The sequence below is a fragment of the Pseudomonas sp. DCB_BI genome, from assembly GCF_026240995.1.
GTDB lineage: Bacteria > Pseudomonadota > Gammaproteobacteria > Pseudomonadales > Pseudomonadaceae > Aquipseudomonas.
Genome location: NZ_JAPFCG010000001.1, coordinates 452,000 through 468,618 on the forward strand (window position 1 = coordinate 452,000; position 16,619 = coordinate 468,618).

14 protein-coding genes, 1 tRNA gene and 1 pseudogene are annotated in these 16,619 nt (G+C 58.2%); 7 read left to right on the top strand and 9 right to left on the bottom strand.

The genetic code is table 11. The features are described 5' to 3' along the window. Window positions 1–39 precede the first annotated feature (39 nt). Together glyA and OO258_RS02040 are read left to right on the top strand one after the other, a co-directional pair. Window positions 40–1,293 carry a serine hydroxymethyltransferase gene (gene glyA / locus OO258_RS02035; RefSeq protein WP_003247505.1) on the top strand — a complete coding sequence of 418 codons (1,254 nt, stop codon included), beginning with the start codon at window positions 40–42 and terminating at the stop codon, window positions 1,291–1,293. A 244-nt stretch (window positions 1,294–1,537) separates the two neighbouring features. After that, a complete protein-coding gene (locus tag OO258_RS02040) occupies window positions 1,538–2,491 on the top strand; it encodes an arsenic resistance protein (protein WP_266028686.1) in 954 nt (317 codons plus the stop codon). 16 nt (window positions 2,492–2,507) lie between these two features. On the opposite strand, the gene OO258_RS02045 is transcribed toward OO258_RS02040, so the two are convergent. Further along, window positions 2,508–3,392 (bottom strand): homocysteine S-methyltransferase family protein, encoded by an 885-nt coding sequence (locus OO258_RS02045; protein ID WP_019750412.1) that lies wholly within the window; start codon window positions 3,390–3,392, stop codon window positions 2,508–2,510. A gap of 118 nt (window positions 3,393–3,510) precedes the next feature. On the opposite strand from OO258_RS02045, the gene OO258_RS02050 reads away from it, so the two are divergent. Beyond that, window positions 3,511–4,332 (top strand): ABC transporter substrate-binding protein, encoded by an 822-nt coding sequence (locus tag OO258_RS02050; protein ID WP_003247511.1) that lies wholly within the window; start codon window positions 3,511–3,513, stop codon window positions 4,330–4,332. Next, window positions 4,329–5,150 (top strand): amino acid ABC transporter permease, encoded by an 822-nt coding sequence (locus tag OO258_RS02055; RefSeq protein ID WP_003247513.1) that lies wholly within the window; start codon window positions 4,329–4,331, stop codon window positions 5,148–5,150. Before OO258_RS02050 ends, OO258_RS02055 begins: the two co-directional genes overlap by 4 nt. A gap of 105 nt (window positions 5,151–5,255) precedes the next feature. Here the strand turns inward: OO258_RS02055 and OO258_RS02060 are convergent, their stop codons facing one another. After that, a complete protein-coding gene (locus tag OO258_RS02060) occupies window positions 5,256–6,185 on the bottom strand; it encodes a malate dehydrogenase (protein ID WP_266028687.1) in 930 nt (309 codons plus the stop codon). A 430-nt stretch (window positions 6,186–6,615) separates the two neighbouring features. Here OO258_RS02060 and OO258_RS02065 point away from each other — a divergent pair, with 430 nt between their 5' ends. Beyond that, window positions 6,616–8,001, top strand: a complete 1,386-nt coding sequence (locus OO258_RS02065; protein WP_266028688.1) for a GntP family permease — start codon at window positions 6,616–6,618, stop codon at window positions 7,999–8,001. Between the two features lie 64 nt (window positions 8,002–8,065). Here the strand turns inward: OO258_RS02065 and OO258_RS02070 are convergent, their stop codons facing one another. Beyond that, entirely contained in the window at window positions 8,066–8,293 is a 228-nt protein-coding gene (locus OO258_RS02070; RefSeq protein ID WP_003247523.1) for a hypothetical protein, read from the bottom strand. Between the two features lie 579 nt (window positions 8,294–8,872). Further along, on the bottom strand, window positions 8,873–9,715 hold the full coding sequence (locus OO258_RS02075; RefSeq protein ID WP_266028689.1) for a LysR family transcriptional regulator: 843 nt from the start codon (window positions 9,713–9,715) through the stop codon (window positions 8,873–8,875). A 103-nt stretch (window positions 9,716–9,818) separates the two neighbouring features. Between OO258_RS02075 and OO258_RS02080 the strand changes: the two genes are divergently transcribed. Beyond that, window positions 9,819–10,208 carry a tautomerase family protein gene (locus OO258_RS02080; protein ID WP_266028690.1) on the top strand — a complete coding sequence of 130 codons (390 nt, stop codon included), beginning with the start codon at window positions 9,819–9,821 and terminating at the stop codon, window positions 10,206–10,208. A 1,682-nt stretch (window positions 10,209–11,890) separates the two neighbouring features. Here the strand turns inward: OO258_RS02080 and OO258_RS02085 are convergent. Continuing rightward, entirely contained in the window at window positions 11,891–12,121 is a 231-nt protein-coding gene (locus OO258_RS02085) for a hypothetical protein (protein WP_266028691.1), read from the bottom strand. Between the two features lie 299 nt (window positions 12,122–12,420). Here OO258_RS02085 and tnpC point away from each other — a divergent pair. Further along, a pseudogene (tnpC, locus tag OO258_RS02090) lies at window positions 12,421–13,659 on the top strand (IS66 family transposase); the annotation flags it as partial. A 72-nt stretch (window positions 13,660–13,731) separates the two neighbouring features. Here the strand turns inward: tnpC and OO258_RS02095 are convergent. The 4 genes from OO258_RS02095 to OO258_RS02110 all read right to left on the bottom strand — a co-directional run bounded on the left by OO258_RS02095 (window position 13,732) and on the right by OO258_RS02110 (window position 16,530). Then, window positions 13,732–14,181: a GNAT family N-acetyltransferase gene (locus OO258_RS02095; protein WP_266028692.1), complete on the bottom strand. Its 450-nt coding sequence runs from the start codon at window positions 14,179–14,181 to the stop codon at window positions 13,732–13,734. Between the two features lie 408 nt (window positions 14,182–14,589). Continuing rightward, window positions 14,590–15,504: a hypothetical protein gene (locus OO258_RS02100; protein WP_266028693.1), complete on the bottom strand. Its 915-nt coding sequence runs from the start codon at window positions 15,502–15,504 to the stop codon at window positions 14,590–14,592. 468 nt (window positions 15,505–15,972) lie between these two features. Further along, a tRNA-Thr gene (locus OO258_RS02105) sits at window positions 15,973–16,048 on the bottom strand. A 71-nt stretch (window positions 16,049–16,119) separates the two neighbouring features. Next, window positions 16,120–16,530 carry a pilin gene (locus OO258_RS02110; RefSeq protein ID WP_266028695.1) on the bottom strand — a complete coding sequence of 137 codons (411 nt, stop codon included), beginning with the start codon at window positions 16,528–16,530 and terminating at the stop codon, window positions 16,120–16,122. Window positions 16,531–16,619 lie beyond the last annotated feature (89 nt).

Consider the following 16,619-nt stretch of genomic DNA (forward strand, 5'->3'; position numbering starts at 1 on the left):
AATGCCCGCCTAACTCACCCCCGATCCTTGAGGACCGCCATGTTCAGCCGTGATTTGACCATTGCCAAGTACGACGCCGAGCTCTTCGAAGCCATGCAGCAAGAAGCCCTGCGCCAGGAAGAGCATATCGAGCTGATCGCTTCGGAAAACTACACCAGCCCGGCAGTCATGGAAGCCCAAGGCTCGGTGCTGACCAACAAGTACGCCGAAGGTTATCCGGGCAAGCGCTACTACGGTGGTTGCGAGTACGTCGACGTCGTCGAGCAACTGGCCATCGACCGCGCCAAGGAGCTGTTCGGCGCCGACTACGCCAACGTCCAGCCGCACGCTGGCTCCCAGGCCAACGCCGCCGTCTACCTGGCCCTGCTGTCGGCCGGTGACACCATTCTGGGCATGAGCCTGGCCCACGGCGGCCACCTGACCCACGGTGCTTCGGTCAGCTCCTCGGGCAAGCTGTACAACGCCATCCAGTACGGCATCGACGGCAACGGCCTGATCGACTACGACGAAGTCGAGCGCCTGGCGGTAGAGCACAAGCCGAAGATGATCGTTGCCGGCTTCTCGGCCTACTCGCAGGTGCTGGACTTCGCACGCTTCCGCGCCATCGCCGACAAGGTCGGTGCCTACCTGTTCGTCGACATGGCCCACGTTGCTGGCCTGGTTGCCGCTGGCGTCTACCCGAACCCGGTGCCGTTCGCCGACGTGGTCACCACCACCACCCACAAGACCCTGCGCGGCCCGCGCGGCGGCCTGATCCTGGCCCGTGCCAACGCCGACATCGAGAAGAAGCTGAACTCCGCCGTCTTCCCGGGCGCCCAGGGCGGCCCGCTGGAGCACGTCATCGCCGCCAAGGCCATCTGCTTCAAGGAAGCCCTGCAGCCTGAGTTCAAGGCTTACCAGCAGCAGGTCGTGAAGAACGCCCAGGCCATGGCCAGCGTGTTCATCGAGCGTGGTTTCGACGTGGTTTCCGGCGGTACTCAGAACCACCTGTTCCTGCTGTCGCTGATCAAGCAGGAAATCTCCGGTAAGGACGCTGACGCCGCACTGGGCAAAGCCTTCATCACCGTGAACAAGAACTCGGTACCGAACGACCCACGTTCGCCGTTCGTCACCTCGGGCCTGCGTTTCGGCACCCCAGCCGTGACCACCCGTGGTTTCAAGGAAGCCGAGTGCAAGGAACTGGCCGGCTGGATCTGCGACATCCTGGCAGACCTGAACAACGAAGCGGTGATCGACGCCGTCCGTGAGAAGGTCAAGGCCATCTGCAAGAAGCTGCCGGTTTACGGCAACTGATTGGCGCTTGCCTGAAGTGAAAAAGCCCGGCCCAGTGCCGGGCTTTTTCGTTTTTCATGAACCAGGTTCGCTAACCTGTCGCGGTCCCTGTGGGAGCGGGTTTACCCGCGAAGAGGGCAACGAGGTGGATGGCACCGGCTACGCCGGTGTTCGCGGGTGAACCCGCTCCCACAGGTAATATGCTTGCCTTCATTACCTGGGCTCAATTCAAGTTGCTTCCACATTACCAACCACAGGCCACACCTTGACCAGAGAACAACTCGAGACCCACCAGACCCCGATCTACTTCGCTGCCGTGCTAGCAGCCGTTGCCTTCGGCCTGCTGGCCAGCGACACTGCGCGCCATCTTGAAGCCCTGATCACCCCGGCCATCGCCGTGCTGATGTACGCGATGTTCCTGCAAATACCCTTTCTCGACCTGCGCCAGGGCCTGGGTAACCGCCGCTTCATCACTGCCCTGCTACTGGCCAATTTCATGCTCGTTCCGCTGCTTGTCTGGGCCATCACCCGCGGGCTGGTGGAACACCCGGCGATCCTCATCGGTGCCTTGCTGGTGCTGCTCACGCCCTGCATCGACTACGTGGTGGTGTTCACCCACATTGGCAAAGGCGACTCACGCCTGACCTTGGCCGCAACCCCCCTGTTATTGCTGGCGCAACTGGTGCTGCTGCCGGTGTACCTGGCCCTGATGCTGGGTGGCAGCAGCCAGGTGACAATCTCCATCACCCCGTTCGTGGAAGCCTTCGTGCTATTGATCGTGTTGCCGATGGCCCTCGCGGTGCTCACCAGCGCTGGTGCCCGGCGCTCGCGCGCAGTCGCGACCTGGAACGACGCCTGGGCGTGGTTGCCGGTGCCGGCCATGGCCTTGGTGCTGATGGTGGTGATCGCTTCGCAGATTGTCGTGGTACTGCGTGATTTCGACCGTTTGCTGCCGGTGGTTCCGGTATACATCGGCTTCATGCTGCTGGCGCCGGTACTCGGCTTCGCCTCGGCACGGCTGCTGCGCCTGCCGGCCACCGAGGCACGCTCGGTAACCTTCAGCGCAGCCACGCGTAACTCGCTGGTGGTGCTGCCGCTGGCGCTGGCGTTGCCAGAAGAGATGCGCGGGTTGGCGGCAGCGGCGGTGATCACACAAACCTTGGTAGAGCTGGTGAGTGAACTGATTTACGTGCGGGCGATACCACGGCTTGTACGTTGACCCATCACGTGGGCGCTTAGGCCAGGTTGCGCTTCAGCTCGGCGATATGCTCCGGGCCGATGCCACAGCAACCACCGACCATGCTGGCACCCCGCGCACGCCAGTCCTTGGCCCATGCCAGGTAACCCGGCGGATCGAGGTCTTCGCGCAGTTCGTCCAGGCCATCGTTGGCAGTGGCTTCTTTGGGCTGCGGCGGGAAGGCGTTGGCATAGGCACCGATGGCAATCTCGGCGTTGTGCCGCTCGATGACCGAGCGCGCGACATCGATGGCGGCGCCGATCACCTCAGGCTGGCTGCAGTTGAACAACACCGCAGCCACCCCCAGGCTGACTGCGGCTTCGATGGCGTCGGCCACCGGTTCACCGGAGCGCAGGCGCGGAACCTCGTCGACGTCCTCGTCCTGCAGAGTGAATGACACCCAGAACGGCCTGCCGTCTGCAGGCAAATGGCTATGAATGGCCCGCACTTCGGCCACGGAGCTCTGGGTTTCGGCCAGCCACAGGTCAACATGCGGGGCCAGGCCCTGGAGCAGCGGGGTCAGCACCTCTGCCACACGCTCGGGCTGGAACAGGTCGGGGCGGTAGGACCCGAACAGCGGCGGCAGCGAACCGGCCACCCTGACCGGGTGCGCGCCGCTATCTGCCGCGTGCCGCGCGAGCTGACCTGCGATATGGGCCAGCTGTCGCCCTTCAGCGGCAAAGCGTTCTTCACCGATGTGAAACGGCACTACTGCATAGCTGTTGCTGGTGATGACCTGCGCACCCGCATCGATGAAGGCTGCATGCACGCCCACGACCGCCTCCGGCGCCTCGCTCAGCGCCAGCGCCGACCACTCGGGCTGGCGAAACGGTGCACCGCTGCGCTGCAGCTCTCGGCCCATGCCACCGTCCAGAATTACCATCGTTCGCTCTGCCATATAACTTCTCTGAAGGTTCTTATGAATAAAATTCATTATGGGGATTAGGGTTATAACTATTAAATACCCTATCACCCATTTGCCCAACATATCAGGTATGTACATGCGATTTTCTTCTCTGCTGGGTGCGGGCCTTGTACTGCTCGCAACTGCCACCCAAGCCTTTGCTGGCGCCACGTTGGAGCGGGTTGAATCGCGCAAGGAAATGGTCAACGTGCTGATGGAAAGCTACCCGCCGTTTTCCTTCCTCAATGACCACAACCAACTCGACGGTTACGACGTGGACGTGGCCAAGGCAGTGGCCGACAAGCTCGGCGTCAAACTGCGCCTGGAAACACCGTCCTGGGACGTAATTGCCGCTGGCCGCTGGAGCGGGCGCTACGACATCTGCATTTGCTCGATGACCCCGAGCAAGGCGCGCGCCGAGGTGTTCGACTTCCCCGTGGAGTACTACGCATCGCCCGCCGTGATCGTGGTCAATGCCTCGGATGAACGCATCCATGGCGCCAAAGACCTGGAAGGCCGCAAGGTGGGTTCGATCAGTGCATCGAGCTACGAAAGCTACCTGAACAAGAACCTGGTCATTGAAGGCAAGGAAGACCAAAAGATCGATTACCCGTTCGACTTTGTGCAGGCTGCGCCCTACGACACTGAAAACGTCGCCTTCCAGGACCTGGGCCTGGGCACTGGCGTGCGCCTGGACGCCATCATTACCAACCTGGTGACCGCGCAGCCGCGCCTGCAGCAAGACAAGCGCTTCAAGCTGGCCGGTGCGCCGCTGTATGAAGAGCCCAACGCGGTGGCCATCGAAAAAGGCGACCCGGAGTGGGATGCCAAGGTACGCCAGGTGTTCGCCGAGCTGAAGGCTGATGGCACCCTGGCCAAGCTGTCGCAGAAATGGATTGGCGCCGACATCAGCAAATGAGCACTTTCCCTCCCTCCCCCAAGCCCGTGGCAAAGCCTGCGGGCGCCGGCCTGTTCGGCTTTCGCACCCGGTTACTGCTGACCTGGCTGGCGCTGTTCGGGCTGTTTGTCGCCTTCTTCCTCAGCTTTGACCTGAAGTTCGCCATCATTCTGGAGAAGTTTCCCAACCTGGCCGGTTTCAAGCTGGGGCCCAATGGTTTTCTGCAAGGCGCCGCACTGACCCTGTTCCTGTGCCTGTGCTCGATGGTGGTATCCGTGCTGCTCGGCTTTGCCGCCGCGCTGGCACGGTTATCCAACAGCGCGGTGTTGGTGGGTGTGGCCAGCTTCTATACCTCGTTCTTCCGTGGCACACCGCTGCTGATCCAGATTCTGCTGATCTACCTGGGGCTGCCGCAGGTGGGCCTGGTACCCGGCGCCATCAGCGCCGGCATCATTGCCTTGTCGCTGAACTACGGCGCCTACCTGAGCGAGATCTTCCGCGCCGGCATCCTCGGCGTGGCCCGTGGGCAACGTGAAGCAGCATTGGCGCTGGGCATGCGCACGCCGCAGATCTTCTGCCACATCATTCTGCCCCAGGCCATGCGGGTGATCATTCCGCCCACCGCCAACCAGTTCATTTCGATGCTCAAGGACTCGTCGCTGATATCCGTGATGGGGGTTTGGGAGGTGATGTTTCTGGCGCAGTCGTATGGGCGATCGAGCTATCGCTACCTGGAAATGCTGACCACCGCCGCCGTGATCTACTGGGTGCTGTCGATACTGCTGGAGCTGCTGCAGGCGCGCCTGGAACGGCATTTTGGCAAAGCCTATCAGCGCTAAGGGCTGCACACGGCCACTGCGAAATCATCTACTCAGGCACGACGCGCAGGAGCGCCACCAAGGGCGCTCCTGCATCTACGGCGTCAACTGAAACCGCTTTAGCGCTCACAAAGCTTTCATCTCGGCAATATCCCGCACCACCTGGTCTGCAGAGTGGTCGAACATCGCCTGTTCCTGCGCATCCAGCGGCAACTCGATAATCCGCGCAAGCCCCTTCTCTGCCAGTACGCAGGGCACACCCATGGCGATATCCGTTCGCCCATACTCGCCCTCGAGAATCGCCACCGCCGGCAAAATACGGTTCCGCCCATTGGCGATCGCATCAACCATCTGCGCAATGGCCACGCCCGGTGCATCGCAGGCGCTCCCCATCTTCTTCAACCCCAGAATTTCACCGCCGCCCTTACGGGTGCGCTCGACAATCTGTTCGATCTGCTCGCTGGACAGGAAGTGCGACAGCGGCACCGAGCCGATCTGGCAGTAGCGCATCAGCGGCACCATGCTGTCGCCATGCCCGCCCAGCACCAGCGCCGTGATATCCCGTGCAGAAAACCCGGTTTGCTCGGCGATGAAGCACTTCATGCGCGCGGTATCCAGCACCCCCGCCTGCCCGAACACCTTGTCGCGCCCCTGCCCGCTGACGCGCCAGGCGCGGTAGGTGAGCACATCGACCGGGTTGGACACCACCAGCACCGTCGCTGTCGGCGCGTGGTGCTTGATATCCGCCATGATGCTGTCGAGGATCGGCAGGTTGGTGCTCAATACATCCTGGCGCGACTGGCCGGGCTTGCGCGGCACGCCCGCCGTGATCACCACCAGCTCGGAACCCTCCAGCATCTCGGCTTTGGCCCCGCCGTGAACATGGGTATCGGAACCTGAATCCACAGCCGCCTGCCAAACGTCCAGCGCCTTGCCTTGCGCCAGTTCACCCTGCACGTCCATCAACACCAGCTCACGGCACAACTCATCCCGGGCGATGATCTGCGCCGCCGCCTCGCCGACCAGGCCGGCACCCACAATCGTTAATTTGTTCACCAGACACCTCCCAGCGGCGCGCGCCACCAGGAACACGCCTGCGTATAGAGAGAAGTATTGCCTGCCGGGGCTAAATGGCCACCCAAGACGATGCGACGACCTTCACTTGACAGTATTCCATGGCAGCGCGAATACTTTGGCCAGATTCATATAGATGACCATACAACAAGGTGAATCAATCAATGAACATGCTGCCCAAGCGCCCCGTCGCCACACCACCGCCCACCGGCCTCAGCGCCACGCCTCCCTGCTGCCCATCTTCCGTTACCAGGCGCCCGCCTGTGAGCGGCAGCTAGCGCAACGCCGCGTTCCCTTCCTCGCAACCGTAGCAGCCACAACGGCAGCCACCTGGGCATGCCCCGTGGAAACGCCCGTCACGCCTTTAAACCCTGAGTGCAGCCCGAGCGCCAGCCCAACCGAGATTCTTTGAATGACCCCCTTAGATATACAGCTATTACTGACGGCACTGGCCAGTGTTCTGGTGCTGGTGGCGCTCATCGTTTCGCGCCTGAAAATGCACCCGCTGCTGGCCTTGCTGGTGGTGTCCATTGGCGTGGGCTTCGCGACGCATATGGCGCCAGGCAGCATCGTCGCCCACCTGCTCACCGGCGCCGGCAAGACACTGGGCGCAGTGGGGGTGGTGATTGCGCTGGGTGCGATGCTCGGCAAGATCCTGGCTGACGCTGGCGTCACTGAACAGGTCGCGGATGTCATCCTCAAGCGCACCTCCGACCGCATGATCCCTTGGGCCATGATGCTGGTTGCCTTCGTCATTGGCATCCCCATGTTTTTCGAAGTCGGCCTGGTGATCATGCTGCCGCTGATATTCAGCGTGGCGCGCAAACTGGAAAGCAAGGCGCGCTTCAAAGGCTCGGCGTATGTGTATGTAGGTGTGCCGGTCATTTCGGCGCTTGCCGCCATGCACGGCATGGTACCGCCGCACCCTGGCCCCCTGACCGCCATCGCCGTGCTCAAGACCTCGGTTGGGCCCACCATGCTGTATGGGTTCCTTGCCGCCATTCCGGCAATGATCCTGGGCGGCCCGCTGTACGGCATGTTCATTTCACCGCGCATGAACACGCGGCCCGATCAGGCATTGCTGGACCAGTTTACACTGGCTGAAAAAGCCGATGGCCAACCCCGCCCCGGGGTAATGGTCGGCATGCTGGCCGCATTGCTGCCGGCCATCCTGATGCTGGTGCATGCCGTCGCCGAGATGCTGCTGCCCAAAGGCAATGCGCTGCTGGAACTGGCCAGTTTCCTGGGCAACCCGCTGATCGCCATGCTGCTGGGCGTGCTGTTCGCCGGCGCCAGCCTGGTACTTGCGCGCGGCGGCGACGCCGAACAGCTGCGCGATGCACTGGGCAAAAGCCTCAAGCCGATCGCCTCGATCATCATGATCATTGCCGGTGGCGGTGCCTTCCAGGAGATGCTGACCAGCGCCAAGGTTGGCGATGCCATTGTGCACCTGACCCAGCAATCTGCCTTCCCTCCCCTGATTCTGGGGTGGCTGATCGCGATGTTGCTCTCGGTGTCTACCGGTTCCGCCACGGTCGGTATCGTGGGTGCTGCAGGCTTGCTGGCACCGCTGGCAGGTGCAGACCCCAGCCTCAACCTGCCATTGCTGGCCTTGTCCATCGGCTGCGGTTCGCTGTTCTTCAACTATGCGAACCATGCAGGCTTCTGGATGGTGAAAGAATCCTTTGGCATGACCATGGGCGAAGCCACCAAGACCATCTCGGTGGTGCAGTCCATCGTGGCGGTGGTCGGGCTGATGGTGGTGTTGATGTTGAATGCGGCCATCACCATAGGTTGAACTCGAGTCAATGGGGGCTGCACAGCAGCCCCAATCTGGCCCAACCCTCGAGCAACGAACTGGCCTAACGCTCCAGATCCTGCTCGCTTCGTTCCATTACCTTCCCACACTGCTCACTGGCCAACCGGCTGATGATCCGGATCGCCTGATGGATACCGGCCGTGTTGCGAAAACTCAGCCGCGGGTTGTGTTCGCACTCGAGCATTTCGTCGTGCTGGACCAGGGCCTCGCCTAGCAGTTCGAGGGTCCAGGCGTAGCTTTGGATGGTGGAGAGGCGTTCTTGGTCAGACATGGCGGGCCTCCGGTTGGCGGGGTTTGCTGAGGGTGAAATAGCTGGGGGCCGTTGAGGAACGGCGGAGGAGAACGGATGCGAGGATCCTGGATGGACTTGAGATGAGCATGCATGCGGTCCTTTTCGATTGAAGCACCACGCTGACCGTCGCCAAACGATTAGGGTGGCAGCTGTACGCAGGTTGGCGAACCGAGGAAAAGGAACTCGGCAGACCCGAAGGTCTCCCACGCACAGCCGCCATTACACGAAACTGCGGACGCAAAAAAAGCGCCTGCAATCGTGGTCGGGGGCGCCGATGCGCCTTTTCGTTCGGGTCGCCAAACCCGGTCGCGGAGTTGGCCGCGACTGGAACACGGTATCGCTGTGGGGGCTCTAAAGCAAGGTTGTCCGTTGTATGAATCGTCGCAGAAAACTGTAGGCAATGTTGGCCATGAGATCTGATTCTCGCGGGGCTGGAATTTGGTGGTTTTTTTGGTGTACCTCGTAGGTTATCCATACAAGTTCGGTGATGAACTGCGTAAAAACGACACGGTAATGTGCAAACAACCAAAAACGTACGCTCGGGGTGTCGACGGAGCCCTACGCGAGATACCCCTGCAACAACCGACGCACATTTTCCACTAGTGAAGACTCGCCCTTGCGCGGTGGAAGCAGCAGGAACCTGGCATGCGCCAATGCCGGCAACCCACCTCGGTAGGGCTCCACGCCATGCGGTACAGCACTTGCGTTAAGACACGCGATTCCAAGCCCTGCCCTCAATGCCGATTGCAGACCCGCCACCCCTGACGTCGAGTAAACGATCTCGTATTCGACATGGGCGCGTTCCAGCACCTGGCAGCTGTACTCCGACAATCCGCATCCGCTAATCGCCAGTAGTGGTAGCGGCTGCCCAGGCTCTGGCACCCAGCCTGCAGCGGCGAACCATTGCAGGGGTTCCTGCCTCACCTCAAAGGTGTTGGATGTGGACACGCGCTCGTTAAAACGCATGGCCAAGCCAATGTCCAGGTATTCACTTGCCTGATCGATTTCCAGGCTCTTTTTCATCACTACATGTAGTCGAAGCCGTGGGTGCCATTCACGGAGTTTTTTCAGGAGCCCTGCAATGTCGTCGGGGCGAAAGTAATCAGTGATCGCCAAGCGTATCTCGCCTTCGAATTGTTCGCCTCGAACATCGGACAGCGCTCGTTCGCCCATGGTGAGGATCTGCCGGGCGTGGCGCAAAAGTCGTTCACCAGCCGGGGTGGGACGAACGCCTTGCTTGCCTCGGATGAGCAACTCGACGCCAATGGCATCTTCCAGCTTACGCAGCTGTTCGCTGATGGCGGAGGTCGAGCGAAACAAGGCGGGAGCGGCTGCAGAGATACTGCCTGCGTCACAGACCGCGAGGTAGACGTGGAGCTGTGCAAGGTCAAAGTGGTACATGCAGATTCCGGATAAGCAGGAAGATGAGCGCTGATTTTCCCGCTTTTTAGGATCATGTTCAAAGGCTAAGTTACAGGCTCAATCACTCACGAGGATTAACGAAATGCCTGGTATCACCCTTACTTTATCCGGCGCACCAGATGCTGCGTTGGCGTCCCGTCTCAGCCATGAGCTGACTGAACTGACTGCTCGCGTACTGGACAAGCAGCCATCCCAAACGATGGTTATCGTTCGGTTCGTCGATTCTGGTTTGTGGTTCATCGACAGTGAATCGCTTGAGGGTTTGGGGCGAAATAGCTTTCGCCTGGAGGTGACGATCACCGACGAGACGACGACAGCGGAGCAGAAACGGCGGTATCAGCGTGAGTCGTATGATTTGCTTTCGGGGCGCATCGGGAATGTGCACCCTCATTCGAACGTACACATCATAGATGTGCGCGCTACGGCCTATGGCTATGGCGGGGCTCCGCAAGCGGCGAAGCTATGGGGCTGAAATAGGAAAACAAGGGACGGATGCTTTGATCGATAGTTAACCGGCAAGGCATTGGGCAGCAGGCGCCTTCTGCAGGATATTGGTCTCAATATGGAATGCCACGTTCCCCCCGCCACGCGAAAAATGCTGCAGCGGTTAACCCCATGGTTCTAGCCGCTCTGCGGGAGTCTAAGGTACAGGACTACCCGCCTGAGGTGCCCCCCCAGCATGACCTCAATCATTGATTCAAACTCAACGCGGCCAAACTTAGGTAAAACCAATCTTGTAACCAACTAAAAGCACGCGCCATTTGAGTGCAAGCAATGTATTTATTAATCACTTGCATTATCATGCTTCAAAATAAGCCTCCTACTCCACATCGCTGACCGCGAGAGCAGTGAGCTCCAAATGCACAAGCTGACGCCTTGCCTCCCCTACGCCTGTAGGGTATCCAAGCATTAAGGTTTAGTAGTATCGTGCCTCGCTATTACACACGTAACCCAAACAAATGTACGATGCCTACTGGCTCGCATTCGCAATCGAGCACTAGCAGACAGTTGTTATATTGGATCGCACCTCTACGCCACTGGGGGTTGATACCTGGACTCAATTAGGCGCCGGTAGTGAGCGACAGCTCTTCTCGGCCAAGCATTAGACAGAGGCACGACAGCGCCATTCAATCGCAAATCTTTCAACCGGGAATATTTGATCGTTAGCTGTATCTAAGAAAGGAGAGACTCATGCGTGAACTGACAGAACAAGATTTACTGATGGTATCAGGTGCAGACCGGGGTGACGCAGCAATAGCTGTAGGCTCACTTGGAGCCGCGGCAGGAGGAAGAGCAGGGGCCTTGGTTGGTGCAGAGCTTGGTGCAACATTTGGAGCTGCCGGAGGGCCACCCGGAGTTCTGATTGGTGGCGCGGTCGGAGGGCTCGCAGGACTGGCCATTGGAAGCGAAATAGGAGCGGGGATTTATGATTACTTTCAGAGTGGTACTGGCGCTTGATAGGTGCACAATAACTCATAAGGAGCACTAGCATTGACTGATGCGCATTATCTTGACACCACGCATAAATCGCATCATCAATTACAGTCGCGCAGCTAGGACTTAGCATTATGCCTAAAATCAAGTCTCTTTTATTTTCATATTGCTTAGCCGTGATCGCAATACAACTCATGATCCCTGACAGAAAAATTGAAATTTCATACAGGTTCTTTTTTATTTACATAGCAGCACAGCTCGCCGTTTGCGGTCTCCTCTACCTTTCAGCCATTAAAAAAACAAACACCCCTCCCCTCTTATTTTTATTCTTTTCTGCACTTTTCGCAATTGGGCTCCCGATTATCAAAGTCATTTACACCCAGGACAACTGAGGGTTCTCCGCCTCAGGACAAACGCCAGGTTGGCAACATGGAGGGTCGCGAACCCGTGCAACAGGCACTGGTCCGGGCTGGCCCAGCACAAGCGTCAGAGTGCGTACTTGGCTGCGTACCGCAGCGCGTTGCGCTTGACGATATCCTCTGCGAGCTGGGCGCGCTCTTCAGGCTGTGGTTGTTTCATCGCAGTCCCCACTCCACCAGTCGTTTATCCAGGTTATTCACGGGTAGAGAGGCGGCATTGGGCGTCGATTCGGGTGCATCGGTCAGCAGATCATGATGGAGGGGTTGCGGCCGTGGTTATCGGTGTTCCCTAGGATGCGGTTCAGCAGATCGCGATGATGTAGGCGTCGTAGGCGACAAGGCACATTCCATCAGCAACACGCTCGGGGTTCTCAACCGTGAGTGTCGCTGCATCGCACCATGCACCATCGGATAAAGCCTGGATCGTGAGTCTGAGCGCCATCGCGACACTATTAATCAGCATTTGAATGCTGATTAACATCGTGCGCACGGCAGAAACCGGCATTATTTTTCCGATTAAAAGCTTCAGCACGGGTAAAACCACCATCACACTAACGATTATGCATTCACAGCGTGCGGGAGGGTGCTAGAGGTCGTTGCTGCGCCGGGGACGCAGGAACTGCCAGTGATTCGGCCTATGGGTTATAGGACAATGTTTATTTGCGTTGGATAGGTGGTGGATGGCACGGGCTTCGCCCGTGATCGCGGGTAAACCCGCTCCAACAGGGGTTGGAACGTAACCGTCTGGCGAACACACCTTCAGATTCCCCGAATTAAGGGCGATGGTGTCCACCTAAAAATACGTGGACACCATCGCCCTTGAGACAAGGAATCTCATGCGTCAGCGCACCTCTTATCCCAAACTGTTCAAAGCCCAGATCGCTCGCTGCGCAGTTGCTATCGAAGGTCGACACCATGGGCAGAAAGATCAATCGTGACGAGACCATCATCGAGCAGCTCTCTCACGAGATTGCCATCCTCAAGCACCACAAGTTCGCCAAGCGGAGTGAGCAAATCAGCCCAGCGCAAGGCAACTTGCTGGATGACCTGCTCAATACTGACCTTGAAGCCATTGAGGCTGAACTAAACGCACTTCGTCCTGCCCCAACGCCGGACGAAAATCGTCAAAAGCCCAAGCGTGCGCCGTTACCGCCGCAATTCCCACGTACCGTCATTCGTCACGAGCCAGAGCACACCCAGTGCGCTTGCGGCTGCCGGCTTCAGAGTATCGTCGAAGACATCAGCGAGAAACTGGATTACACACCAGGCGTGTTCACCGTCGAGCAGCACGTGCGTGGAAAGTGGGCCTGCCGTCAGTGCGAAACACTGACCCAGGCACCGGTGCCCGCGCAAGGTCATCGACAAGGCATCCCTACAGCCGGCCTGCTAACCCATGTGATGGTGGCCAAGTTCTCCGATCATCTGCCGCTGTATCGCCAAGAAAAGATCTTTGGCCGAGCAGGCTTGGCCATCCCGCGCTCAACGCTGGCTCAGTGGGTCGGACAAACTGGCGTGCAGCTCCAGCCGTTGGTTGATGCACTGCGCGGAGCGGTGCTAGCCCAGCGAGTCGTGCATGCCGATGAAACGCCCGTACAGATGTTGGCACCGGGCGAGAGGAAAACGCACCGCGCTTATGTCTGAGCCTACTGCACCACACCATTTTCCGCACTGAAACCCGTGGTTTACGACTTCAGCCCCAGCCGCGCTGACGAACATGCGCGCAACTTCCTGGGCACGTGGAGTGGCAAGCTGGTCTGCGATGACTTCGCGGGTTACAAGGCCAGCTTCGAGCTGGGCATCATAGAAATCGGCTGCATGGCCCACGCACGCCGTAAGTTCTTCGATTTGCATGTGGCGAACAAAAGCCAACTGGCGGAGCAGGCACTGCACTCGATTGGCGGCCTGTACGAAGTCGAGCGGCAAGCCAAGGAAATGAATGATCAAGATCGCAGGCGATTACGCCAGGAAATGGCAGTACCCATCGCAAATAAATTGCATGAGTGGATGCTGGCTCAGCGCGAGCTTGTGCCCGAAGGATCGGCTACGGCCAAGGCTTTGGATTACAGCTTGGCTGCCCACGCAGCGGGCCAGTGAGATCACTGATTTGTTGCTGCTCAAGTGGGTAAATAGTCTGGAATAATCCTACAGTCGCTTCTCCATAACGATGGTGCGTTCCGCCCCATGAAACTCGTCGCGGATTCTCTGATAACCCAACGCGGTATAGAACCTTTCAGCTGTAATCGACGATGGAACACGTACAGCTCCAACTCCTACGCTGGCAGCAGTTTTATGAATGACATCCATCAAATGCCGCCCGATACCGCCTTTCTGGTGAGCTGGGTCAACGAAAACACTTCTGACGACGTCACCGTCGAGACCGGCAGTGCCAATAATGTTTTCGCCCAATAAGGCTACGAAGACCCTACGCTTCGTAAGCTGTGTGGTGATGGCTTCAGGAGAAAAGCTCTGCTCAACCTGAGCGATCACATCAGGCGGATAGTCCTGTGAATTTGCCTCACGCAGGGCGGCTATAACTACGCGGCTTATCGCTGCTGCATCTCTGGTCGTGGCGGGACGAACGTGGCATTCCATGCTGAGACCTCAATCCTAAAGGATTAGAGCTTAGCGCATCGCGATGTGCCTTCCCCGGACGCTTACGTTGGAACAGCCTAATCCGAGGTTCGCAGGCCTGCTGAGAAAAGACAGGCACAAGAAAGCCCGCACTAGGCGGGCTTACATTGATGGCCCGATAGCAAAAAATCACCATCGGCCGAACGTGAGACAGGAATCGAATATGCCACCTACAGGCCACGTAATATAAGGAATTTGTGAAAGCCTATAGACAAACGCATCCCTAAACGTGTCCCAAAACAAAAATCCACTATCGCTGCAGAGGAGTACGCAAGCTTCCGACCGTTTGTAAATTTGGCCAGTAGCTCCCTGCCCTCTCACCGCCCCACTCCTCTCGGGCTCAACGAGCATGGACGCTGCTAGTACGTCTCAAGAGACGAAAATTAGGGTGCCTAGCAATCCACAAATCAGCCTGTGATCGCTGACGTTGAAAACGGTGGGGTCTGATTCATCTTGCTCACCGATGAAAAATACATAAGCGCGATCTTTGGGATTTTTCTTCTTGGCTTTTATCCCTTCTTCTCGCACAACCTCCATCTCGTTTCTAACTACAGTTTTCTTGTATTTTGACCATTGTGACCAGCAGACACGAACACTGTATGGGCGCACCAATTTGCGCTCTTGACTCCACTCTCCTGCCGAGAGTGGGATGAGCAAAGACTCTTCATCCTCGTGTGCCTTTGGCCACGCAAGCTCAGCGTAGAAAATTTGTGCTCGAGCAAACTGCTCAATACCCTTGTTTCCAGCACCCAATTTCTTAAACGCACTCAGATAGGTTTTGCCATCGATACCGGGGACGTCGAGCGACATACTCCTATCATATGGGAAGTTTAGATATGCCCGGCAGATGGGGCGGATCGTATTAGCAGCCCTTCGACCTACAGGTCTGGCTTTCTCTTCATGTGCATCACTTCGTACACTTCTTGTACTGCTGGTTTGAGTGCTAGAAACAGGCAGTGTTGGATCTACTGCAACGCGCTCGTCTCGGAGGGTCAACCTTGAGGGAGATAGCCCTGGGCTTGTTTCCAACTCGTCGCGCACGCTGCCTTTCCGCCCCTTTGCAACAGTCTTTTTGTTGCCTTCAACGTCACAACCATCGCGGTGATCAGTAAAGTGAAACAAGCTAAAGTACGGTCGTTTCAGGTTGTTTTTTTGATAGGAGGCGGGATACACGTCCATACCGCAGCTACCACATTCGTAGCCGTTTCTATCTACCGAAGGAAGCTGCCATAGCTCTTCGGCCTCCACAATTTCTCTGGTGAATTTGTTACGTGCTGACTCCATGTAGCGCCTCTTCGTTCCTAGCGTCGCCGTAACCTATCACGTCGTCTGGGAATGACAAAAGCCCTGGAGACCCTGTGGTTTTTTAGAAGCACGGGGTTAGAAACCCGCGCCGTCTTGCTAGCGGCTGGCCGGTTGACGATAGTTGACAGTTGAGGAAGTTGACCGCCCCCGATGAGAAGGGGCAGTAGCCCGGAGAATGATTCAGAAAATTGGGGCATCTCAAAATTATCCCTAAACGGGAAATCCATTATCTAGAAAAATTTCGGCTCTCACCCCGTAAACACTGGCCAAAACCTGATCGACAGCTAACCATTATCTAAAAATACGTCCAACCCTAAGTGGAAAACTGCGAACCGTTAAGTCAAAAACACGCAGATCCGTGGGGAAAAAACGGGAACAAAAAAGCCCGCACAAGGCGGGCTTCTATTGGTGCCAGGTAGCGATAAATCGCCATAGGCCAACTGATTCTGGTGCCGGAGACAGGAATCGAACCTGCGACCTTCGCGTTACGAGTGCGCTGCTCTACCGACTGAGCTACACCGGCGTGTAGCGCAACGTACCACTGCTCACACCCGCAACGCAAACCCCTGTTTCCGCTGGTTTATTGCCCTGCCCTCAAGCCCCCTTGCACCCTTTGGGTGCCAGGTCTTCCTCGATGTCAGTCGTGCACGCCCAGCCGCTGGCCGAACGCGTCAGGGTCAGGGCCTTGCCCAGCACGTTGGCCGGGGCATCCACCAGGGTGCAGACAACGCTGCCGCTGCTATCTGCGGCCTTGCCGCTGGCCGTGATCGCACAATGGGCCGTCGCCGGCTGGCCACCCAACTCGGCGACACCGGCCACATCCTTTCCATCATTCAGCCGCAGATCCATCGCCGTTTTCAGCGCGCTGATCTCCAGCAACCCGGCCGCGGCCTTGGAGCGGGCCTGGTGGTTGGTGTACATCGGTAAGGCGATGGTTGCCAGAATGCCGATGATCGCCACGACGATCATCAGTTCGATCAGGGTGATACCGCGTTGCCCTTTCATGAACAGTTTCCTTTTTGATACGCGTACTCGTTGAGGTCAATCTCGCCCCAACCGGCAGCGGCGCAGTAGGCCTGAACAGACACCTTTTG

What these genes read in the sequence shown, in the direction of transcription:
- glyA (WP_003247505.1), top strand. Translation starts at nt 40, where the DNA reads ATGTTCAGCCGTGATTTGACCATTGCCAAGTACGACGCCGAGCTCTTC.
- OO258_RS02045 (WP_019750412.1), bottom strand. Translation starts at nt 3,392, where the DNA reads ATGGTAATTCTGGACGGTGGCATGGGCCGAGAGCTGCAGCGCAGCGGT.
- OO258_RS02050 (WP_003247511.1), top strand. Translation starts at nt 3,511, where the DNA reads ATGCGATTTTCTTCTCTGCTGGGTGCGGGCCTTGTACTGCTCGCAACT.
- OO258_RS02055 (WP_003247513.1), top strand. Translation starts at nt 4,329, where the DNA reads ATGAGCACTTTCCCTCCCTCCCCCAAGCCCGTGGCAAAGCCTGCGGGC.
- OO258_RS02065 (WP_266028688.1), top strand. Translation starts at nt 6,616, where the DNA reads ATGACCCCCTTAGATATACAGCTATTACTGACGGCACTGGCCAGTGTT.
- OO258_RS02070 (WP_003247523.1), bottom strand. Translation starts at nt 8,293, where the DNA reads ATGTCTGACCAAGAACGCCTCTCCACCATCCAAAGCTACGCCTGGACC.
- OO258_RS02075 (WP_266028689.1), bottom strand. Translation starts at nt 9,715, where the DNA reads ATGTACCACTTTGACCTTGCACAGCTCCACGTCTACCTCGCGGTCTGT.
- OO258_RS02080 (WP_266028690.1), top strand. Translation starts at nt 9,819, where the DNA reads ATGCCTGGTATCACCCTTACTTTATCCGGCGCACCAGATGCTGCGTTG.
- OO258_RS02095 (WP_266028692.1), bottom strand. Translation starts at nt 14,181, where the DNA reads ATGGAATGCCACGTTCGTCCCGCCACGACCAGAGATGCAGCAGCGATA.
- OO258_RS02100 (WP_266028693.1), bottom strand. Translation starts at nt 15,504, where the DNA reads ATGGAGTCAGCACGTAACAAATTCACCAGAGAAATTGTGGAGGCCGAA.
- OO258_RS02110 (WP_266028695.1), bottom strand. Translation starts at nt 16,530, where the DNA reads ATGAAAGGGCAACGCGGTATCACCCTGATCGAACTGATGATCGTCGTG.